This window comes from Xanthomonas boreopolis (assembly GCF_046529185.1).
GTDB lineage: Bacteria > Pseudomonadota > Gammaproteobacteria > Xanthomonadales > Xanthomonadaceae > Pseudomonas_S > Pseudomonas_S boreopolis.
Window position 1 is genome coordinate 2,220,661 of the sequence record NZ_CP097162.1, and the last position, 20,337, is coordinate 2,240,997.

Below are 20,337 nucleotides of genomic sequence, written 5' to 3' on the forward strand. Positions count from 1 at the left end.
AAATAAACATGCCATCATCGGCTAATGATTGTGCATTTCGACGATGACCGCCTGGCCGTGCGGGAGCCCGCCCCGGAGGGGAGCGCATGACCATCGACCCGCAGATCGCGCAGGAAGTCGTGGCGCGCACCATGAAGATCATCCCCTACAACATCAACGTGATGGATGCGCGCGGGATCATCATCGCCAGCGGTACGCCCGAGCGCGTGGGCACCTTGCACGCCGGCGCCCAGCAGGCGCTGGCCCGCGGCGAGGCCGTGGAGATCGGCAACGGGTTGGGCGCCGACGCGCGGGGTACCAAGCCGGGCATCAACCTGCTGATGCGGGGCAGGGGCGAGGTGTGCGGCGTCGTCGGCATCACCGGCGACCCGGACGAGATCCGGCACTTCGCCGAGTTGGTGCGGGTGACCGCGGAAATGATCGTGGAGCAGGCGCTGTTGACCGGCGAGTTGCAGAAGCAGCTGCGCTACCGCGAGGAATTCGTCTTCCAACTGCTGCGGCCGACCGGCGTCTCCGCCGGGCACATGCAGGCCTGGGCCGCCCGGTTGAAGGTGGACCTGGGCACGCCGCACGCCGTCACCGTGCTCAGCCTGCAGGACGGACCGGCCGCGCCCGATGCGCAGCTCGCCAGCCTGCAGGCGGTGCAGGCTGCGTTGTCCGCACGCTGGCTGGGGCTGTTGCTGGCCGTCACTTCACCGCGGGAGCTGGCGCTGGTGGAGCCATGCGATGCCTCGGGCACGCGCGCGCAGTGCGCCGCGCGCGCGGCGGCGCGGCTGGCTGCGCTGGACAAGGTCGTCGCGCCGCTGCTGCCGCAAGGCTATTCACTCGGCATGGGCGCCGCGCTGGCGGGCTTGGAGGGCGTGGCCGTTTCCTGCCGCACCGCCCGCGACGTGTTGGCAATCGCCCGGGCGCGCAAGCTGAAGACGCACCTGGTCACCTACTACGACCTCAGCCTGCCGGTATTGCTGGCCGACCTGGATGCAGGGTGGAAACATGAGCAGTTGCGCCAGCCGATCGAGCTGCTGGCGCATGGCGACCAGAAGTCCGGCCAGCTGATCAAGACGCTGCGCAGTTGGCTGGCCCACAACCAGAACATGGCCCGCACCGCCGAGGCGCTGCGCATCCATCGCAACACGCTCAACTACCGGCTGCAGCGGATCCAGGAGATCACCGGGCTGGACCTGGACGACATCGACGATCTTTTGCTGCTGTATGTGGGGCTGGCGTTGAGTGTGGAGGGGCGGAGGCGATAAGAGCAGCGCTTGGGTCGGTCTCTTGGGTCTTTGCAGGCGCGGCCCGAGCCGCGGTGAGGCTTTCCCAGGGACGTGCCGATCGCGTCGCCGATGCAGATGCGGCGTCGATCATGCCGACGTCGCCACCACGAGCGGCGCACTGAGACATTTATTGCACTCGCAACGGGATCAGCCGCAAAGCTTCAGCTTCGATCTTTGGATAGCTTCGCTGGACGCCACGGACGTGGCGGACGCCGCCTCTCGCTCTGCGGGGGAATGCCGTTAATCCCAGAGAAGGAATCAAAATGAATCGCAAGAACGCGCTCTACCTTGCTTTGTTCTCCGCACTGTCCGGCACCGCGCTGGCGGCACCGCAGGAGATGAATACCGAACCGGTCACCACCGCGCCCCAGGCCGCCCGGCTTGGCGCGGCCGAGCTGAAGTCCACCACGCTGACCCGCGGCATCATCGCCACCCAAGCGGTGAACCTGGCTGCGCCTTCCAACGCTGAACTGTCGGCGGTCAAGCAGCGCCGTATCCAGCAGGTCAAGCATGGCCAACCGCTGCAGATCGGCTTTGCGCGCGCCCTAGCCCAGCCCACGGTCGCGCTGGGCAAGCTCGACTGGCAGATCGCCGCGGACGGTTCGCGGGTGGCGACGCTGAAGATCACCTCGGCCAACGCCGCCTCGCTGCGCGCGGCGCTGCAACTCAAGGGCACCGGCGCGGGGCGGCCCGAGTTGGTCACGCTGCGCTTCGCCGGTGATGATGGCCGAGTGTTCGAGCAGTCCGGCGACAGCTTCGCTGGCGACGAGACAGGCTGGTCGCCGGCCGTGGCCGGAGCGACCTTGCTGGTGGAGATCGAGCTGCCGGCCGGGCAATACCCGGAGAACTTCAGCCTGAGGATCCCGCAGCTCTCGCACCTGGACATCAGCCCGACCGCCAGCACGCGCGACATGCTGCGCATCGCCATCGGCGAGAGCGATTCGTGCCAGAACGACGTGGTCTGCCGCAGCAATCCCAGCACCGGGTTCACCAATGCCGCCAAAGCGGTGGCGCGGATGGTGTTCACCCAAGGCGGCAGTTCCTACCTGTGCACCGGCACCCTGCTCAACAACGGCAACTCGCCCAAGCGGGCGCTGTTCTGGACCGCTGCGCATTGCATCAGCACCCAGACCGTGGCCAATACATTGCAGACCTATTGGTTCTACGATGCGGCCACCTGCAACGGCAACACGGTCAGTTCGGCGGCGGTGACGCTGTCGGGCGGCGCCTACCTGCGGCATGCCAACACTACCCGCGACACCGCGCTGCTGGAACTCAAGAGCGCGCCGCCGAGCGGGGCCTTCTACGCCGGCTGGAATAGCGCCGCGATCGCCGCCACCGGTACCGCGATCGAGGGCATCCACCATCCGTCGGGCGACGTGAAGAAGTACTCGCTGGGCAGCGTGACCGGGTTGTCCACCTCGATCGATGGCAAGTCGCCGCTGTACCGAGTGGTGTGGACCGACGGCACTACTGAAGGTGGTTCCTCCGGCTCGGCCCTGTTCACTACCGCCTCGGGCAACTACCAACTGCGCGGCGGGCTATACGGCGGCTATTCGTATTGCAGTGCGCAGAGCGATCCGGACTACTACTCGCGCTTCTCGGACGTCTACTCGACGATCCAGAGCTACCTGGCGCAGTAGCGCGCGACCGCCTGGAATCCGGTCCGATGCATGCGCGCCGGACCGGGTTCCATGTCACGCGTAGGCGTCGAGCAAGCCGTGCTGCCGCAGCGTCGCCGCCGGGATCGCGATGCTGGCGACGCCGTCCAGCGCGATGTCGTCCGGATGGGGAGGGGCATCGCCGCGTGCGTCCGCCGGGCGCCCCTGCGACTGCTGCCCGCCGACATCGGCGTGCGCGAGCTGGAAGCCGTGTTGCCCCAGCATCTCGCGCAGGCGCGGGATGCTCTGCTCCAGCGCCTGGCGCACGTCGGCGTGGGCACTGGTGAAGTTCGCCTGGACCTTGTCGCCGTCGAGCTGCAGGCGGACTTCGACCGGGCCCAGGTCGTCCGGGGCGATCTTGATATGGGCATGGCCGATCTTCTGGTCGGCCAGCCAGCTCAGGCGCGTGCCGATCGCATCGTCGAAGCCTTCGTGCAGGTGCGGCGCCGGAGTGGGCGAACCGTCGAACACGGCCGCCTCGCCGCGGACCACGCCCGCGTGGCCGGCCGGCGCATGCAGGGCGAACAAGGTGCCGGCATCCGGCGCCTGGACGCCGCTCGCCTGGCCAGCGACCACGGCATCCGGCTTGCCCGGCGCGAGCTCGGGAACGGCATTCGCCAGCGTGGCGGCGAAGTCCCCGGTGCCCGGCGCGACTGTCGCACCGTGCGCGGGAGTGGGCGCAGCGACGGCCGGGCCGGCCTGCAGCGCAGGCGACGCGGGCGCCCGCGCGCCCGTGGCCTGGACGACCGCCGCCTGGGCATCTCCCGGCGGCGTGCCGATGGCACCTGCCGGGGAGGGCTGCACGGCCTGGGGTGCCGCCAGCAGGTTCTCCAGGCCGCCCAGCCCGGCCGGTGGCCAGGGGGCGTCCGCGGCTTGCGAGTCCGTATCGGGGCGGGTGTCGCCCGGCACGTCGCCATCGGCCGGCGCCTGCGGATCCTGGGCGCGCTCGGTGGTCCGGCGAGGGGAGGCGGTGCGTGCGTCCTCCCGGGCGGAAGCGGCGCGGTCGGGTTCCTGGCCGCGTTCGTCCGGGCGCGACGGACGCGCATCCGTGCGGGAACGGGAGGGAGCGTCGCGCTCGGTGCCGGCCATTTCGCCGCGGGCCTGTTGTGCATCGCGCGGCGTGCCGGGCGTGGGCAACGTGCGCGGCCGTGGCGCCAGGGGTTGCCGCGGTGGCGCGGGCGACTGCAGCAGGGCCGAGAAATCGCGGCCGTCGTCGTTATGGCCGGCATCGCTCCCGAGCAGGGAACTCGTCCCGAGCCCGGCGATTCCCAACGGCAAGGTCTTCATGGGCCTTCTCCGGTTTCGTTGTCGCCGTCGCGGGCGGCGGCGCGGGCACGGCGTGCGCCCAGGTCGTCCAGTTCGCGCTGCTCGCGCCGCCCCATCGCCTGCGCTTCCTGCGCGCGGTAGCTGGCAGCCAGCTGCTCCAGCACCTGTTTCTCGCGGCTGGCCAGCAGCAGCCGGGCGCGTTCGGCCTCGACCTTGCTGCGGTTGAGGTCCACGGTCTGCATCTGCTGCTGCACGGCGCTGTCCAGGCGGTCGAGGAAGGCGCGGCGGTTGGACAGGGCGGCGGCGCTGGTGGCCGCCATCTGGCCGTTGGCGTATTCCTCGGCGTAGCGGCGCAGCTCTTCCAGGCGCGCCACGTGGGTCTCCAGCACGCGCTGGCGCTCGGCCAGGTCGCGGGCGACCTCGTCCTCGTGTTCCTGCGCGCGGCGCAGCAGCGGATCGATGCGGCGGGATTGCATCATGGCGGTGTTTCCTCGTTACGCGACTTCACGTTCGACCAGTTGCTTCAAGGCAGCCAGGCTGTGGGGCAGGTCGGCGGCGCGGGCGACGTCCTGCCCCAGGAACTCGACGATCTCCGGCCAGCGCAGCAACGCTTCGTCGGTGGCCGGATCGTTGCCGCGCTGGTAGGCGCCGATCGCGATCAGGTCGCGGTTGGCGCTGTAGGCCGAGACCAGCCGCTTGAGCTTGCGGATGCGGCCGCGCCAGGTCTCGTCGGCGATGTCCTGGACCACGCGGCTGACCGAGGATTCCACGTCGATCGCCGGGTACAGGCCGGAGTCGGCGACCCGGCGCGAGAGCAGGATGTGGCCGTCGAGGATCGCGCGCGCGGCATCGGCGATCGGGTCCTGCGGGTCGTCGCCCTCGGTCAGCACGGTGTAGAAGGCGGTGATCGAACCACGGCCCTTGGCGCCGTTGCCGGCGCGCTCGACCAGCGCCGGCAGCTTGGCGAACACCGACGGCGGATAGCCGCGCGTGGTCGGCGGTTCGCCGACCGACAGGCCGATCTCGCGCTGGGCCTGGGCGAAGCGGGTCAGCGAGTCCATCAGCAGCAGCACGTTGAGGCCCTGGTCGCGGAACCACTCGGCGATCGCCGTGGCGCGGTAGGCGCCGTGCAGGCGCGCCAGCGGCGGCCGGTCGGCCGGCGCGGCGACCACCACGGCGCGGCGCAAGCCTTCCTCGCCGAGCGTGGTCTCGACGAAGTCGCGCACTTCGCGGCCGCGCTCGCCGATCAGGCCGACCACGATCACGTCGGCGGCGGTGTAGCGGGTCATCATGCCCAGCAGCGTCGACTTGCCGACGCCGGAGCCGGCGAATAGGCCGACGCGCTGGCCGCGGCCGATCGGCAGCAGCGCATTGATCGCGCGCACGCCGACATCGAGCGGCTGCGTGATCGGCTCGCGCGAGAGGGGGTTGATCGAGACGCCGGCCATGCCGGTGCTGCCTTCGCCGCGGATCGGGCCCTTGCCGTCGAGCGGCACGCCGTCGCTGTCGATCACGCGCCCGAGCAGGGCCTCGCCGACCTCGACGCCGCCGCGCTGGCGCGCCGGCACCACGCGGGCATTGGGCAGCAGGCCGTGCAGTTCGGCGCTGGGCATCAGGTAGGTGCGGTCGCCGGCGAAGCCGACCACTTCGGCCTCGACCCAGCCACCGTCCACGACCTCGACCTTGCAGGTCGCGCCCATCGGCGCTTCGCAACCGATCGCCTCCAGCGTCAGGCCGACCGCGCGGCGCAGGATGCCTTCGTGGATCAGGCCGCGCCCGTGCGCGTGGTCCAGTCCGATGCTGCCCAGCCGGGTCGCCAGGCGCAGGTTGCGCGCGGCGAGCCAGTCGGCGGGAGTGGCGCCCATCAGTGCGCTCATGGGGTGGCACCTTTCGTGAGCGGTGAAGCGGAGCGGAGGCGGGAGGACAGGGTCGATCGGAATGGCGGAAAGGAGATCGCCGTTGCCTTCTCCCGCTCGCGGGAGAAGGTGGCGCGCAGCGCTGGATGAGGGGATTGGCGGTTGTGTGGTGCATGCCCCCATCCGCCCTCCGGGCACCTTCCCCCGCAGGCGGGAGAAGGGACAAGCTCGGCGTGGGTTGTCTTTTTCATACCCTGGCCCCCGACTTGCGCAGTACCGTTTCCAGCGCGGCGCGCAGGCGCGCGTCGAGCGTGCCGTCGATGCGCACGGTCTCGGCGTGCACGCGCAGGTCGCCGCGGCTCAGGCCCATGTCCGGTGCCAGGCGTGCGCCCGACACCAGCGACAGCAGCGGCGTGAGCGCGGCGATGTCGTCCGGGTGCAGGCGCACCTCGACCTCGCGGCTGGCGCCGCCGACCGCATCGATGGCTTCGCTGACCAGGTCCGACAGCAATACGGGATCGGCCTCGTAGGCGCGGCCGACCAGCACGCCGGCGATGCGCACGGCCAGTTCGCCCAATGCGCCGACCACTTCGTTCTCCAGGCGGGCGAGGGGACGGCTGAAGTTGTCGAGGATGCCCTCGATCTGCGCGGTCAGCCGGCGCACCTCCGCCTGGCCCTGCGCATAGCCTTCGGCATGGCCGCGCTCGAAGCCCTCCTGGTGCGCCGCGTCCTGGATCGCCTGGATCTCCTCCAGCGTCGGCGGGCGCGGCGGGGGCGCTTCCTCGAACGGGTCCGGCGCGATGTCCGGTTCGGCCGGCTGCGGCGGCAACGCCAGGTCCGGTGCGATCCAGCGCACGACGTTGCTCATATCATCGCCTCCGCGCTGCCGCCGGCGAGCGAGATCGCGCCTTCGTCGGCCAGGCGGCGGACGATGGTGAGGATTTCCTTCTGCGCGGCCTCGACGTCGGACAGCCGCACCGGCCCGCGCGCCTCCATGTCCTCGAGCAGGATCTCGGCGGCGCGCTGGGACATGTTGCGGGTGATCTTGTCGCGGACGCGGGCGTCGGCGCCGCGCAAGGCCAGCCCGAGCTTGTCGCCGGACACCTCGCGCAGCAGCGTCTGGATCGCGCGGTCGTCCAGGTCAACCAGGTTGTCGAACACGAACATCTGGTCCTGGATCTTGCCGGCGAGTTCGGCATCGACCTTGCCGATCGCCTGCAACACGCCCTGGTCCTGGCCGGATTCCAGGAAGTTGAGGATGTTCGCAGCGCACTTCACGCCGCCGATGGTCGAGGACTTGAGGTTCTGGTTGCCGGCGAACTGGCGCTCCATGATCTCGTTGAGCTCGCTCAGCGCATTGGGCGGGATGCCGTCGAGCGTGGCGATGCGCAGCAGCACGTCGGCGCGGGTGCGCTCGGGCAGCAGCTTCAGCGCTTCGGCGGCCTGGTCGCTGTCCAGGTGCGCCATCACGATGGCGATGATCTGCGGGTGCTCGTTGCGCACGAGGTCGGCCACCGCGCGCGGGTCCATCCACTTGAGCGTGTCCAGGCCGGTGGTGTTGCGCCCGAGCAGGATGCGGTCGATCAGGCCGCTGGCCTTCTCGGCGCCGAGCGCCTGGATCAGCACGTTGCGGATGTAGTCGTCGGCGCCCACGCCCAGCGAGGTCTTGCCGGCGAGTTCGCCGTTGAAATCGTCCATCACCTGCTCGACCTGCTCGCGGGTGATCCCGGACATGGTCGCCATGGCGATGCCGATCTTCTGCACCTCCTTGGGCTCCATGTGCTTGAGCACCTCGGCCGCATCGGCCTCGCCGAGCGAGAGCAGCAGCACGGCGGCGCGCTGCACGCCGGTCAGGGGCTGCGCGTCAGGCTTCATTGGCCACCCATCCCTTCACGACCTGGGCCACCCGCTTGGAATCGGCCTTGACCGCCTCGCGCGCCTGGCGCAGGCGGTCCTCGTAGGCATCCGACGGCAGGGCGATGGCTTCCTTCCGCTTGTCAGCGGCGAGCTGCGCGGTGTCCTCGGCCAAGCCCGACAGCAACCCTTCGCCGTCCTCGTCGAGCATGCGCACGTCGGCGAGCTGCGGTTCGCGGCGGCCGTCCGCCTCGTCCTTGCGCCGGGCCGGCATCGCGCCGGCCAGCTGGCGCAGGGTGGGGCGCAGCACGCCGAAGGCGAGCACCAGCACCACCAGCGCGCCGACGCCCAGGCGCAGCCAGTTCTGCACGCGCGGGTCTTCCCACCAGGCCGGGCCTTCCTCGGCCATGGGCTTCTCGCGCACGAACGGCGCGTTCATCACCGACACCGTGTCGCCGCGATCGGCGTCGAAACCCACCGCCTGCTTCACCAGGGCCTCGATCCGGGTCAGCTCGGCCGCGCTCAGCGCCTGTTCGGTGATCTTGCCGTCGCTGCCCGGCCGCGGCACATGATCGACCAGCACCGCCACCGACACGCGCTTGATGCGGCCGGCCGGTTGGCGGGTGTGCTGCAGGGTGCGGTCCAGCTCGTAGTTGCGGGTGGCGCTCCGGGAACTCTCGGTCGGATTGGCCGCGGCGGCCTGCTGCGCCTGCGCCGCGGCGGGAGCGGCGCCATTGCCGGCATTGGCCGGGGCCGGCGCGCCGGCCTGGCCGGGCGGGGTGTTGCTGGCGGCGCCGGGCACGCCCTGCGGGCCGGGCACGTTGGAGCTGTTCTCGCTGACCTGTTCGCTGCGCAGCTTCGGCGGCTCGCCGTTGTACAGCTCGCGCGCTTCCTCGACCACCGAGAAGTCCATGTCCACGTTCACTTCCGGATTGACGCGGCCGGGGCCGGTCATCGGTTCGAGCAGTTCGCGGATGCGCTGGCCGTAGGACTGCTCCTGGCGGCGCACCTGCTCGAACTGCGCCGCGTTCATCGCCGCGTCGCTGTTGGGATCGGCGATGGTGAGCATGCGGCCGCTCTGGTCGACCACGGTGACGCGTTCCGGCGCGAGATCGGGGATGGAGGAGGCGACCAGGTGCACGATCGCATCGACCTGGTTGCGTTCCAGGGTCTGGCCGCCGCGCAGTTCCAGCACCACCGAGGCGCTGGCGACGTCGCGCTGGCGGGTGAAGGCGCTCGGCTTTGGGATCGCGAGGTGCACGCGCGCGTCGCGGACCGGGCGCAGCGTGGTGATGGTGCGCACCAGTTCGGTTTCGAGCGCGTGCTGGTAGCGCGCGTTCTCGACGAACTGGCTGACGCCGAAGCCGGGATCCTTTTCCATCAGCTCGAAGCCGAGCCTGCCGCTGTCGGTCAGGCCGGAACCAGCGAGCTTGAGCCGCGCGTCGTGCAGGTTGGCCTCGGGCACGGTGATCGCACCGGTGGCCGGGTCGATCTTGAACGGGATCTTGGCGGTGCGCAGCAGGTCGGTGGCCTCGGCCGTGGCCTTCTCGTCCAGGCCGGTATAGAGCGGCGTGTAGGCCGGCTTCTGCGACCAGAAGAACACCGCGAGTCCGGCCGCCACGGCAATGGCGACCATCGCCATCAGGCCGAGCCGGCGGGTGATCTGCAGGCTCTGGATGCGGTCGAACCACGCCCCGGCCTTCTCCGAGGTGTTGGCGAGGTTTTCCTTGCTCAGTGCGAGTGCCATCGCCTAGACCCTTACAGCGGCATGTTCATGACGTCCTGGTAGGCCTGGACGAGTCGATTGCGGACTTCCACGGTGGCGCGGAAGGCGATGGATGACTGCTGGGCGGCGACCATGACCTTGGCCAGGTCCGCGCTGGGATCGCCCATTTCGAACGCCTTGGCCAGCGCTCCGGACGCCTGCTGCGCCTGGTTCACGCCGCTGAGCGCGCCGCGCAAGGTCTCGGTGAAGCTGGGCGCAGCGGTGGCCTGCACGCCGTCCGGCCCCGGCAGGCCCTGGATGGCATTGCCGCGCGCGACGTCGCCGGTCGCCGTGGCGCCCGCCTGGCCGATCTGGCCCTGGTAACTGCGGATCTGCGAAAGGATCGAGGAAATGGAATCGCTCATCGGAATGACCATGCCGGTGGGGCACGGTCATTCATGCAAGCGGCGTGCCGGAATCGCGTCGGGATTCCGGCGGGGCCCGCATGGGATGGCGGGCTCGCCACGGCACGCGGCCATGGCCTCACCCCGGCAGCCACTGGGCCAGCCAGGCTTGGGCCTTGGTTTGGTCGAGCATCCAGTCGCGATGGATCGCCTCGCGCAATGCATCGCCCGCCTTCGCGGCCGCGTCCAGGTCGTGGACATGCATGCGGATGGCGTCCACCCAGTCGCGGAACCGGGGCTTGACCCGGGTCACGGGCAGGTCGCACTGGTACGGGCGCACGTCGCTGCACACCACCGGAAAACCGCAGGCGCCCAGCTCGAGCAGCCTGAGATTGCTCTTGCACTGGTTGAACAGATTGTCCTCCAGCGGCGCCAGGGCCAGGTCCAGGTTCAACGAGGCCAGTTTTGCCGGGTAGTCCTCGATCGGGACGCCAGGATGGAACTCGTGGACGTACGGGCGGATTCCGTCCGGGCACATGCCGAAGAACACCCATTCGACCTCGTCGGCCAGCGCCGCGACCACGTCGGCGATCATCTCCAGATCCCCGCGGTGGCCCGCGCCGCCGCCCCAGCCGACCCTTGGCTTGCGTCCCTGGCGGCGCAAGCCTTTCGCCTGGCCCCACCACGGCAGCGGCAGACGGTTCTCGACCACCCGGATGTCCGGGTGCAGGCCGTCCAATGCCTCGGCCAGGGCCGGCGTGGAGACGATGAAGCGGTCCACCAGCGTCAATGCCTTGCGCATGGTCTTGAGGATGTCCTTGGGCAAGGTCCCGTAGTGGGCGCTCTTCCTGGGAACGTTGGGCAGGTAGTCGTCCAGTTCGGCGACCTTGAAGCAACTGTTGAAGCGGATCACGCGCTTTTGTTGCTCGATCTGTTGTTCGGTCATCTGCCGCTGCAGCACCAGCGTGTCCGGGGCGAGCCGCTCCATCTCGACAGGCGACAGGTAGCGCTGGCTGACGATGGTCTCGGCCAGCCCGAATCCTTCGAGCGCGCGCGCCGGCTGGATGATGCGGTAGTGGCCGCAGCCGGCCTGGTCGGCCGGGGAAGCGAGCACCACCGGCAGCGGGCGCCAGCTCAGCGGGCGCCAGTTGAGCTGGGACTCCGTCTGCACCTGGAACGCCGCGCCGTTGAGGGTGAGGTTCCGGTTGTAGGCCGGGTCGTGGGCGATCATCGGCAGCCAGCGCTCGTAAAGCCGGTCCTGGTCGGCGACGGCGCTCCGGGCCTTTTCCTGGATGCTGCGCGCATCGACCCGCGCCAGGCTGGCGCCGCCCTCGTGCATCAGCAGCGCATGCGGCGTCCACACGACCAGATAGCCGGCCGCGCGCACCTTCAGGCACAGGTCCACGTCGTTGCCCGACACCTCGAAGCCTTCGTCCAGTCCGCCGAGCTCGTCGTAGAGCGACTTGCGGATCATCAGGCAGGCGCCGCTGACCGCGCTGTAGTCCTGGTCCACCTGCAGGCGGTGCATGTAGCCCGGCGCGTCCAGCGGCTGGCCGGCGAACGGGAACTCGGTCGGAGAACTCATGCCTAGTACGATGCCGGCATGCTGGATGCGGCCGTCGGGACGCAGCAGCCTGGCGCCGACCACCCCGACCTCCGGACGCTGGGCATGGTTGAGCAGCGCGTCCAGCCAGTCCTCTTGCAGCACCGCGGTGTCGTTGTTCAGCAGCAGCAGGTACTCGCCGCGCGCGTGCTGCGCGGCCAGGTTGTTCATCGCCGAATGGTTGAACGGATGCGGGTAGCGCAGCACCCGCAGCTGCGGGTTTCCCATCGCCTCGATCCCGTCCAGCCAGGTGCAGGCGTCGGCGTCGGTGCTGGCGTTGTCGACGATCAGGATCTCGTAGTTCTTGTAGGCGGTCTTTTCCAGCAGGCTTTCGACGCAGCGCGACAGCAGCCCGAACTGGTTGCGGGTCGGGATGACGATCGAGACGCCCGGAGTCGCCTGGTGGCCGTAGTGGATGCGGTAGCAACCGGGCAGGCCGGGCTCGATCCGCGCCTGGTCGTAGCCGCGATTGCGCAGGTGGGCCGCGATCGCGTCCAGTTCTTGCTGCCGGGTCGCGATCCGTTGCGGCGGAACCGCCAGCAGGGGCTCGTGGACATGGCCGAGCCCTTCGATGCCGCCGTGCTCGACCAGGCGCAGCAGCAGGTCCAGCTCGGCGGCCTCGCCGCGCGCCGGGTCGAGGCCGCCGGCCTGCAGGAACGCATCGGCATGGAACAGCCAGTGCTGCGCCATCGCCGACGGCATCGACAGCAGCAGGTCGAGGTTGAAGTCCGGGCGCAGCAGCGCCGACAGGCTGCCGTCCTCGCCGCACATGATCGCGTCGGCGCAGACCGCGCGGATGTCTGTGGCGCCGGCCAGGTCGCGCGCCAGCACCAGCAGGCCCGAGTCGAGGAAGCGTTCGCCTGCTTGCACGATCATCAGCCAGTCGTGCCGATGTGCGGCCGCCAGCGCATTGATCCGCGCCCATTGCTCGGCACGGTCGGCGCAGGGGTGCACGCTGGCGGCCACCGGCGCAGCCGGCGGCTGTGGCGCCAGCACGTGCGCCTGCATTGCCAACGGGCTGTCGGCCAGCGAGGCCAGGGTCGCGGCGAGCGCGACGTCGCCGGCATCGGCGGCGAGCACGAACAGCTGCAGCTGCGGCGTGCCGAGCCGCTGCACCCGGGCCTGCACCGATGCGCGCTGCGCGGGGCTGGCATGGCGTGCTTCGAGCCAGCGCTGCAGCGGCGCGGCGGGCGTCGGGACGTCGGCGGCACGCTGCTGGGTGACGTCGATGAAGCCGTCCAGCTGCTGCCAGAAGCGCGCCTCGCCGTCGGCGTGGAGCCGCCAGGCCGCGGCGGTCTCGGCGCGTGCGGCGGCCAGCGCCTGCGCATCGTCGCTCGACGCGAAGCCGCCGCCGAGATCGCGGCGGGTGGCCTCGGTGACCGCATAGCGCTCGTAGCCGGGCGCCGACAGCGCCACCACCGGGCAGCCGCACATGATCGCCAGCCGGCAGGTGGTGGAGGATTCGTAACTGTACAGCACGCGCGCGCGCCGGAAGGCGTCGGCCAGGGCCTCCAGCGGCAGCGGCGCGTCCATCGACAGCACCTCGATGTCCGGCGGCAGCGCCGAGAAGTCCACCGCCGCGCGCGGCACCCGGTTGAGATAGAGCAGGGCACGGGTGCGCGGCTGCGCCGGTTCCGGCGAGAACAGGCCGACGTCGACCATCGGCACAGTCAACAGCGGGCCGGGATGGGCCGGATCGACGAATTCCTCGCGGTGGTGGAAGTACAGGTCGTCCGGGCCGGCATCCAGCGCATTGCCGTTGAGCACGCCCTGGCGGTTGAGCATGTAGCGCACGCTGACCTCGGCGCCGAGCGGGTTGCCGCTGACGATTTCCGGGTAGATCGCGATGAATCGGCGCTTCTCGGCGAGGTGGCGTTCGCGGGTGGCCGCGTCCAGCAGCGGCGTCTTCAGCCGCGGATGGGTGACCGAGCAGCCGGTGACGTAGGCCTCGGCGCCCTCCAGGTTCAGCGCGTGGCACAGGTAGTGCACGCACTGGATGCCCGAGGAGGACTCGCGGTAGTCCGGCGCGAGCAGGTAGTAGGGATGGACGATGCGGCGGTGGAGGCGGCTGGGATGCATGGGCGGCGGTCAGTCGAGGATGAACAGCGGGCGGTTCAGGAATTCGCCCAGTTCGTTCTTGCGGTGGCCGTTGTCCGGTCCCAGCTCGCGGTACTCTATGCCGCCGTCGGCCAGCCGCTCGGCGACGCCGACGTGGCGCAGCCGCCAGCTGCCGCGTGCGCCTTGCTCGACGAACTCGACCATCTCGGCGATGCTGCCTTGCGCGAACAGCCCGGCGTCGCGCTCGCCCTTCCAGTTGAAGCCGAGCTGGAACACCAGCACGTCGCACCGCTCGCGCATGCGCCGCAGGCTGCGCAGGATCTCCTCGCGCGCGCCGGCGATGTTCAGGCCGCGGTCGCCGTAGTCGTCGCCGACATGGTGCAGCACGTTCAGCAGCAGCGCCACGTCGTGGTGCGCGCTGTCGCCCTGGAAGTCGTAGTAGCGCGGATGCACCTGCAGGCGTTCGCCCAGGCCCAGCGCCGCGGCCGCCTGCGCGAGGAACTCGGCATGGTCGCGGCTGCCCTCGTAGCCGGTGGCCCGGCTTGCGCCGGCCGCCAGCAGCTCCAGCAGGAAGAAGCCGCCGTTGCAGCCGATGTCCAGCACCGAGCGGCCGGCGACCCCGAGCCGCGCCAGCAGGTAGCGCAGGCGCTCGCGGTCGTGGCGGCGCAGTTCGCCGGGCGCGGGCGCCGGCAGCAGCGGCTGCAGCAGCGAAGGGATGTCCTGGTAGCAGGCGTGCTTGGAACCGCGGCGGGTGCGCGCGAAAGCCTCGCGCAGGGCGGTGGAGTCGTTCATGACGGGGATCCGGAGCCGGAGGGTGCGGGGTGCGGGGAGCGCAGGCGCGGCGGCGGCAGCAGCTCGCGCAGGAACAGCGGCAGGCTGTCCGGCCGCAGGTAGACGTCGCTGCAGGCCAGCGCCAGCAGGGTCGGAAGACGAAGTCCGGGATAGCGGCGCATGCGCCGCCCGGCGCGGCGCTCGGCCAGCCAGCCGCCCAGCCACAAGTAGCGCCCGCTGCGCGCGCCGGACGTCGCCAGCGGGCGCCCGTCGCAGGCCTCGGGCAGGAAACCGGCGCGGTCGGCCAGGGTCCACGGCCCCCAGAAGCGCGGGTTCACCTCGATCAGGTAGCTGCGCCCGTGCAGCAGCATCACCTCGACCATCGCGTAGCCGTGGTAGCCGATCGCGCGGAACATCGCCTGCAGCCGCTGCCGGGTGTCCGCGTCGGGGCATTCGCACAGCTCGGCGGCCACGATCGACTTGCCGTTGGCCTGCTGCGCCAGGTTGCGCTGGTAGGCGAAGCGGGCGTTGCCGCCGCGGTCGAAGTGCGCCAGGTAGTAGTAGCTGGCGCCGTCCAGGTAGCGCTGGAAGAAGTAGTGGTCCGGTTCGTGCGTGGCCAGGAAGCGTTCGAGCCGGGCGCGCTCGAAGATCAGTTCGGGGTACAGCTTGCGGCCACTGTCGGGCGCGAACTCGCATCGCGGCTTGGCGACCAGCGGCAATGCCTCGGCCACCGGCGCCTCCAGCATCGGCGGCGGCTCCAGCCCGAAGCGTGCGGCCAGCGCCAGCAGGCTGGCCTTGTCGGAGACCGCCAGGTAGATCGCCTCATCGACCAGCGGCACCTGCAGCCCGGCCTGCTCGAATTCGGCGCGATGGCGCAGCGCCAGGCGGTTGACCGATTCGGCGGTCGGCAGCAGCAGCAGGCGACGGCCGGGATGACGCGCGGCGATCGCGCGCACGCAGCGCAGCAGGTCCTGCAGTTCCAGCTGGTCGCTGCCGCGCTCGGCCTCGATCCAGGCGCGGTAGCGGGTATGCCGGATCGGGTCCGGCCCGGGCCGGGCGGCGATCGAGCAGCTCAGCCCGCGCCGCGCGAACGCACGGCACAGCGCCACCAGCGCCCGCTCGTTGGCGCCGGAGAACATCACGAAACGTTCGCCGGCCGCGCGCGCGCCGCACTCAGCCACCTGCGTGCCCGGCGTCGCGGACGATCGCGATGATCCGGTCCTGGGCCTCGGCCGTCAGGTCCGGGTACAGCGGCAGGCAGATCACCTGGCCGGCGATCGCCTGCGCGTGCGGCAGCCGCTCGGGTGCGGCCGAGGCCAGGCCCTTGTACATCGGGAACGCGCTGATCAACGGGTAGAAGTAGCGGCGCGCATGGATGCCCTGCTGCTTGAGCGCCTGGTAGAGCGCGTCGCGCGCGAGCGGGTACTCGGGCCGGACCAGGATCGGGAAGTAGGCGTGGTTGCGCCGCACCGCGCTGTTGACGACCGGCTCGATCCCGCGCACGCCGCGCAATCCCTCGCTGTAACGCTCGGATATCCGCGCCCGCCGCGCCAGCGCCTGGTCCAGGTGCTGCAGCTGGACCAGGCCGAAGGCGGCGTTGATCTCGCTCATCTTGCCGTTGATGCCCGGCGCCACCACGGTCACCTCGTCGACGAAGCCGAAGTTCTTGAGATGGTCGATGCGGCGCTTGGTGCGCGCGTCTGGGCTGACGATCGCGCCGCCCTCGAAGGTGTTGAACACCTTGGTGGCGTGGAAGCTGAGCACCGACAGGTCGCCGTGGCGGACGATGCTGCCGCCTTCGTCCTCGACCCCGAACGCATGCGCGGCGTCGTAGATCACCTTCAGCCCGTAGTTGTCGGCGATGGTCTCGATCGCCGCCACGTCGCAGGGCTGGCCGTAGCAGTGCACCGGCAGGATCGCGGTGGTCTGCGGGGTGATCGCCGCCTCGATCGCCGCCGGGTCCAGGTTCAGGGTGTGCGGGTCGATGTCGGCGAACACCGGCTTGATCCCGTTCCAGAGCAGCGCGTGCGAGGTCGCCACGAAGCTGTAGGGGGTGGTGATGACCTCGCCGGTGATGCGCAGCGCCTGCAGCGCGGTCACCAGCGCCAGGGTGCCGTTGGCGAACAGCGAGATGTGCTCCACCCCGAGGTGCTCGGCCAGCCGCTGCTCCAGCTCGCGGTGGAACGGGCCGTTGTTGGTCAGTACCCGGCGCTCCCAGATCCGTTCCAGGTAGGGCAGGAACTCGGCCAGCGGCGGCAGGCTGGGGCGGGTGACGTAGATCGGCTCGTCCGCCGGCGCCGCGGCCGGCGGCGGTGCGAACGCGGCCAGGCCCGGCAGCAGCGACAGGGGGGCGACGGGAGGGGACATGGGCGGAGCTCCGCGGGCGGGCCGGCCGCGGCTGCGGCCGGTTCGACCGTAGCGATGCAAGCCGCGTGCCACTGCCCGGGCGCCGGGAATCCGGCTTGTGGGAGGGACTTCAGCCCGACGGCCTCCACCGGCAAAGCCCTGTCGGGACTGAAGTCCCTCCCACAGGGGAGCCGGCACCGGCCGCGGCGCTCAGCCGCTCAGTTCGGTCTGCTCGCGGTCGATGCCGTACTTGCGCAGCTTCTCCACCAGGGTGGTGCGGCGCAGGCCCAGCAGCTGGGCGGCGTGGGCGACCACGCCCTGGGTGCGCTGCAACGCTTCGTTGATCAGGGCGAGTTCGATGTTCGCCATGTGGTCGCGCAGATCGATGCCGTCCTCGGGCAGGCTCGTCGCGGCGGCGGGAGGCTCGCGGGTCGATGCCGTCTCGCCGCCGGCCGGAGCGGCGGCGGGCTCGGCGGCCGGTGCCGTCGCGGGTTCCTCCACCGGGGTCGCCTTGAAATCGCCGCGGTAGCGCGCGGGCAGGTCCTGCACCCGCACCAGGCCGCCCGGATGCAGCACCGCCAGGCGCTCGACCAGGTTGGTCAGCTCGCGCACGTTGCCCGGCCAGTCGTACCCGCGCAGCGCCTGCAGCGCCTCGTCGGCGAAGCGGACCTCGCCGCGGCCGGTGCGCGCCAGCTGCGCGGCGATGGTCTGCACCAGCATCGGCAGGTCGTCGGCACGGTCGCGCAATGCCGGCATTTCGATCGGGAACACGTTGAGCCGGTAGAACAGGTCCTCGCGGAACTGGCCTTCGCCGATGCGGGCTTCCAGGTCGCGGTGGGTGGCGGCGATCACGCGCACGTTGCAGCGGATGGTCTGGTGGCCGCCGACGCGCTCGAAGCTGCGCTCCTGCAGCACGCGCAGCAGCTTGACCTGCATCGGCAGGCTCATGTCGCCGATCTCGTCGAGCAGCAGGGTGCCGCCCTCGGCCATCTCGAAGCGGCCCTTGCGCGCGCTCAGCGCGCCGGTGAAGGCGCCTTTCTCGTGGCCGAACAGCTCGCTTTCGAGCAGGTCCGGCGGGATCGCGCCGCAGTTGATCGCCACGAACGGGCCGTCGCGTCGCGGCGACTGCTGGTGGATCGCGCGGGCGACCACTTCCTTGCCGGTGCCGGACTCGCCCAGCACCAGCACGGTGGTGTCGAACGGGGCGACCTGGTCGATCAGCCGGCGCAGCCTGACCACCGCCTCGCTGTTGCCGGTCGGGCCGCTGGGCTCCTGCGCGCCGGCCTGGTGCTCGGCATCCAGCCGCTTCAGGCTGGCCCGGCGCAACAGGGCCTCCAGCTGGGCATGGCGCAACGGCGTCTCCAGCGGCCAGACATTGGCCTCGTGCATGCGATGGGCCGCGGCGAACGCCTGCGCGTCGCCGTCCATCAGCATCACCGGCGGCGGCAGCTTGGTGCCGGCCAGCCAGTCGAAGAACGCGTCGGCCTGCGCGGCGTCCTCGGCCGAGCCGACCATCACCGCCATCCATTCGTCGCCGCGGTGGCGGCCGGGGCTCAGGTCGGCGCCATCGCTGACCCAGCGCGGGTTGAAGTCCATGAACTCGAGCAGCGAGATGGTCCGCTCGGCGCGGACGGCGTCGCTGTCGATCAGCAGAATGCGCGATTCGCTCATGGGCGCATCCCGGTCAACCCCTCCAGGATCGGCATGACTTCCTGGATGTAGGACAGTTTGCTGACGAAGTTGTCGGCACCGGCGCGCAGGGCGTGCTCGCGGTGCTCGGCATCGTCGAAGTGGCTGGCGATCACGATGTAGGGCGGGTCGTCCTGGGTCTTGATCAGGCGGGTGGCCTGCAGGCCGCCCATTTCCGGCATCGCCAGGTCCATGAGCACCACCTTGGGGCGCAGCGCCTCGGAGCGCTCGATGGCCTCCAGGCCGTTGGCGGCGCTGCCGACGACATCCAGCCACTCGATCTTGCGGAAATGCCGCATCGCCGCGTTGATGAAGCCTTCGTGGTCGTCGACCAGCAGGACGGTCAGCTTGCTCATGTCAGTTCCCTTTGCTCATCCCGCGCGTGCCAGCAGCGGCTTGGTGTTGCGGCGGCGCTCGCGCGCGGGTGCGATGTCGAGTTGCTCGCGGTACTTGGCCACCGTCCTGCGCGCAATATTAACGCCTTGGCGGGCCAGCAGGCCGGCGATGGCCTCGTCGGCGAGCGGCCGGCCGGCCGGTTCGCTCTCGATCAGGCGCTTGACCATGGCCTTCACGGCGGCTCCGGAGACGCTCGCGCCCTCCAGCCGCACCGCGAAGAAATGCTTCAGTTCGAAGGTGCCGCGCGGGGTCTGCAGGTACTTTCCGGTGGTGATGCGCGAGACCGTCGATTCGTGCATGCCGATCGCGTCGGCGATCTCCTTCAGCGTCAGCGGCGCCATCGCCTCCTCGCCGCGGGCCAGGAACGCCGCCTGCCGCTCGACGATGGCGCGGGTGGCGCGCAACAGCGTCTCGTAGCGCATCGACAGGCCGCGGGTGAGCCAGCGCGCCTCCTGCAGCATCTCGCGCATGGCGGGCGAGGCGTCGGCATCGGCCAGGGCGCGCTCGTAGCCGGGGTGGATCCCGACCCGGTGCGTGGTGGCCGGGTTCAGCGCCACGCGCCACTGGCCGTCGGCGTGCCAGGCGACCACGTCGGGGATCACGTGGCCGTGGTCGCCGGCCAGCGTGTCCTCGCCCGGGCGCGGGCGCAGCGACAGGATCAGGCGCACCGCTTCGCGCACGTCCGCTTCCTCGGCATCAAGGCGGCGGGCGAGGGCGGGGTAATCGTGGCCGGCCAGCAGGTCGAGGCCGTCGGCGAGGATGCGGGTCGCCAGGGGCCGCGCGGCGACCGGCCCGGGCAGCGCCGACAGCTGGGCCAGCAGGCACTCGCGCAGGTCCGCCGCGGCCAGGCCGGCCGGTTCGCCGTGCAGCAGGCGCTGGCGGATCGCCTCGACGCGTTCGCCCGGCAGGTCGTGGCGGGCCGAGGCGAGCAGGGCGAGGGGCTCGCGCGCCTCCTGCAGGTAGCCGGCCTCGTCGGTGTGTTCCAGCCAGAACGCGGCGACCGCGAGTTCGCGCTCGTCCAGTTCCAGCGCCAGTGCCTGCAGCACGCGCAGGTGCAGGTCGGTGGACTCGCCCGCGGCGATGTGCTGCAGGCGGTCGTCCTCGCCGCCGTTCCAGCTGGCGCCTGCCACGTCCCACATCGAGCCCTCCGGAAGCTCGTCGAAGGCCGCCGTCTCCAGTGCCGCCCCGGCGGCATCGCCCTGCTCGGGCGCCTCGTCGCCGGGCTCTTCCAGTTCCAGCAGGGGGTTGGTCTCCAGGGCACGCCGGATTTCCAGCTCCAACTGCAACCCATCCAGTTGCAGCAGGCGGATCGACTGCAGCAGTTGCGGGGTGAGGTGGAGCTGTTGGCCCAGCTGGGCGGAAATGGTCGGCTTCATGCAAGGTCCCCATGGCGTGGCGGCACGCCGTGGAATGCATCTTGCATGTGGATGCGTCGGGGTTTTAATCGGGAGTTC

The 20,337-nt window shown here is 70.7% G+C and carries 16 protein-coding genes; 2 read left to right on the plus strand and 14 right to left on the minus strand.

Annotated features, from left to right (window positions below; translation table 11 throughout):
* Window positions 1–86: 86 nt before the first annotated feature.
* Both M3M27_RS09755 and M3M27_RS09760 read left to right on the plus strand, forming a co-directional pair.
* Entirely contained in the window at window positions 87–1,253 is a 1,167-nt protein-coding gene (locus M3M27_RS09755; protein WP_434027909.1) for a sugar diacid recognition domain-containing protein, read from the plus strand.
* Window positions 1,254–1,537: 284 nt separating this feature from the next.
* Window positions 1,538–2,917: a trypsin-like serine peptidase gene (locus M3M27_RS09760; RefSeq protein WP_434027910.1), complete on the plus strand. Its 1,380-nt coding sequence runs from the start codon at window positions 1,538–1,540 to the stop codon at window positions 2,915–2,917.
* A gap of 54 nt (window positions 2,918–2,971) precedes the next feature.
* On the opposite strand, the gene M3M27_RS09765 is transcribed toward M3M27_RS09760, so the two are convergent.
* The 14 genes from M3M27_RS09765 to rpoN all read right to left on the minus strand — a co-directional run bounded on the left by M3M27_RS09765 (window position 2,972) and on the right by rpoN (window position 20,259).
* Window positions 2,972–4,222: a flagellar hook-length control protein FliK gene (locus tag M3M27_RS09765; RefSeq protein ID WP_434027911.1), complete on the minus strand. Its 1,251-nt coding sequence runs from the start codon at window positions 4,220–4,222 to the stop codon at window positions 2,972–2,974.
* Entirely contained in the window at window positions 4,219–4,680 is a 462-nt protein-coding gene (fliJ, locus tag M3M27_RS09770; RefSeq protein ID WP_140721460.1) for a flagellar export protein FliJ, read from the minus strand. The genes M3M27_RS09765 and fliJ overlap by 4 nt, the downstream gene beginning before the upstream one ends.
* 15 nt (window positions 4,681–4,695) lie before the next feature.
* A complete protein-coding gene (gene fliI, locus M3M27_RS09775; protein ID WP_434027912.1) occupies window positions 4,696–6,078 on the minus strand; it encodes a flagellar protein export ATPase FliI in 1,383 nt (460 codons plus the stop codon).
* A gap of 226 nt (window positions 6,079–6,304) precedes the next feature.
* Entirely contained in the window at window positions 6,305–6,925 is a 621-nt protein-coding gene (locus M3M27_RS09780; protein ID WP_434027914.1) for a FliH/SctL family protein, read from the minus strand.
* Window positions 6,922–7,911 (minus strand): flagellar motor switch protein FliG, encoded by a 990-nt coding sequence (gene fliG / locus M3M27_RS09785; RefSeq protein ID WP_140721974.1) that lies wholly within the window; start codon window positions 7,909–7,911, stop codon window positions 6,922–6,924. Before fliG ends, M3M27_RS09780 begins: the two co-directional genes overlap by 4 nt.
* Before the next feature lie 10 nt (window positions 7,912–7,921).
* The gene (gene fliF, locus M3M27_RS09790; RefSeq protein ID WP_140721451.1) at window positions 7,922–9,658 is read right to left on the minus strand and encodes a flagellar basal-body MS-ring/collar protein FliF; all 1,737 of its coding nucleotides are present in this window, start codon (window positions 9,656–9,658) and stop codon (window positions 7,922–7,924) included.
* An 11-nt stretch (window positions 9,659–9,669) separates the two neighbouring features.
* A complete protein-coding gene (gene fliE, locus M3M27_RS09795; protein WP_140721448.1) occupies window positions 9,670–10,041 on the minus strand; it encodes a flagellar hook-basal body complex protein FliE in 372 nt (123 codons plus the stop codon).
* A gap of 118 nt (window positions 10,042–10,159) precedes the next feature.
* Window positions 10,160–13,702: a glycosyltransferase gene (locus M3M27_RS09800; RefSeq protein WP_434027915.1), complete on the minus strand. Its 3,543-nt coding sequence runs from the start codon at window positions 13,700–13,702 to the stop codon at window positions 10,160–10,162.
* 9 nt (window positions 13,703–13,711) lie between these two features.
* Window positions 13,712–14,473, minus strand: a complete 762-nt coding sequence (locus M3M27_RS09805; RefSeq protein ID WP_434027916.1) for a class I SAM-dependent methyltransferase — start codon at window positions 14,471–14,473, stop codon at window positions 13,712–13,714.
* The gene (locus M3M27_RS09810) at window positions 14,470–15,633 is read right to left on the minus strand and encodes a hypothetical protein (RefSeq protein ID WP_434027917.1); all 1,164 of its coding nucleotides are present in this window, start codon (window positions 15,631–15,633) and stop codon (window positions 14,470–14,472) included. Before M3M27_RS09810 ends, M3M27_RS09805 begins: the two co-directional genes overlap by 4 nt.
* Window positions 15,626–16,819 carry a DegT/DnrJ/EryC1/StrS family aminotransferase gene (locus M3M27_RS09815; RefSeq protein WP_434027918.1) on the minus strand — a complete coding sequence of 398 codons (1,194 nt, stop codon included), beginning with the start codon at window positions 16,817–16,819 and terminating at the stop codon, window positions 15,626–15,628. Before M3M27_RS09815 ends, M3M27_RS09810 begins: the two co-directional genes overlap by 8 nt.
* Window positions 16,820–17,008: 189 nt before the next feature.
* On the minus strand, window positions 17,009–18,469 hold the full coding sequence (locus M3M27_RS09820; RefSeq protein WP_434027919.1) for a sigma-54 dependent transcriptional regulator: 1,461 nt from the start codon (window positions 18,467–18,469) through the stop codon (window positions 17,009–17,011).
* Window positions 18,466–18,843 carry a response regulator gene (locus M3M27_RS09825; RefSeq protein WP_140721440.1) on the minus strand — a complete coding sequence of 126 codons (378 nt, stop codon included), beginning with the start codon at window positions 18,841–18,843 and terminating at the stop codon, window positions 18,466–18,468. The genes M3M27_RS09820 and M3M27_RS09825 overlap by 4 nt, the downstream gene beginning before the upstream one ends.
* A 15-nt stretch (window positions 18,844–18,858) precedes the next feature.
* On the minus strand, window positions 18,859–20,259 hold the full coding sequence (rpoN, locus tag M3M27_RS09830; RefSeq protein ID WP_140721438.1) for an RNA polymerase factor sigma-54: 1,401 nt from the start codon (window positions 20,257–20,259) through the stop codon (window positions 18,859–18,861).
* Window positions 20,260–20,337 lie beyond the last annotated feature (78 nt).

Bases quoted from the DNA above. Each gene is read 5' to 3' on its own strand.
- M3M27_RS09755 (WP_434027909.1), top strand. From the start codon at position 87: ATGACCATCGACCCGCAGATCGCGCAGGAAGTCGTGGCGCGCACCATG.
- M3M27_RS09760 (WP_434027910.1), top strand. From the start codon at position 1,538: ATGAATCGCAAGAACGCGCTCTACCTTGCTTTGTTCTCCGCACTGTCC.
- M3M27_RS09765 (WP_434027911.1), bottom strand. From the start codon at position 4,222: ATGAAGACCTTGCCGTTGGGAATCGCCGGGCTCGGGACGAGTTCCCTG.
- fliJ (WP_140721460.1), bottom strand. From the start codon at position 4,680: ATGATGCAATCCCGCCGCATCGATCCGCTGCTGCGCCGCGCGCAGGAA.
- fliI (WP_434027912.1), bottom strand. From the start codon at position 6,078: ATGAGCGCACTGATGGGCGCCACTCCCGCCGACTGGCTCGCCGCGCGC.
- M3M27_RS09780 (WP_434027914.1), bottom strand. From the start codon at position 6,925: ATGAGCAACGTCGTGCGCTGGATCGCACCGGACCTGGCGTTGCCGCCG.
- fliF (WP_140721451.1), bottom strand. From the start codon at position 9,658: ATGGCACTCGCACTGAGCAAGGAAAACCTCGCCAACACCTCGGAGAAG.
- fliE (WP_140721448.1), bottom strand. From the start codon at position 10,041: ATGAGCGATTCCATTTCCTCGATCCTTTCGCAGATCCGCAGTTACCAG.
- M3M27_RS09800 (WP_434027915.1), bottom strand. From the start codon at position 13,702: ATGCATCCCAGCCGCCTCCACCGCCGCATCGTCCATCCCTACTACCTG.
- M3M27_RS09805 (WP_434027916.1), bottom strand. From the start codon at position 14,473: ATGAACGACTCCACCGCCCTGCGCGAGGCTTTCGCGCGCACCCGCCGC.
- M3M27_RS09815 (WP_434027918.1), bottom strand. From the start codon at position 16,819: ATGTCCCCTCCCGTCGCCCCCCTGTCGCTGCTGCCGGGCCTGGCCGCG.
- M3M27_RS09820 (WP_434027919.1), bottom strand. From the start codon at position 18,469: ATGAGCGAATCGCGCATTCTGCTGATCGACAGCGACGCCGTCCGCGCC.
- M3M27_RS09825 (WP_140721440.1), bottom strand. From the start codon at position 18,843: ATGAGCAAGCTGACCGTCCTGCTGGTCGACGACCACGAAGGCTTCATC.
- rpoN (WP_140721438.1), bottom strand. From the start codon at position 20,259: ATGAAGCCGACCATTTCCGCCCAGCTGGGCCAACAGCTCCACCTCACC.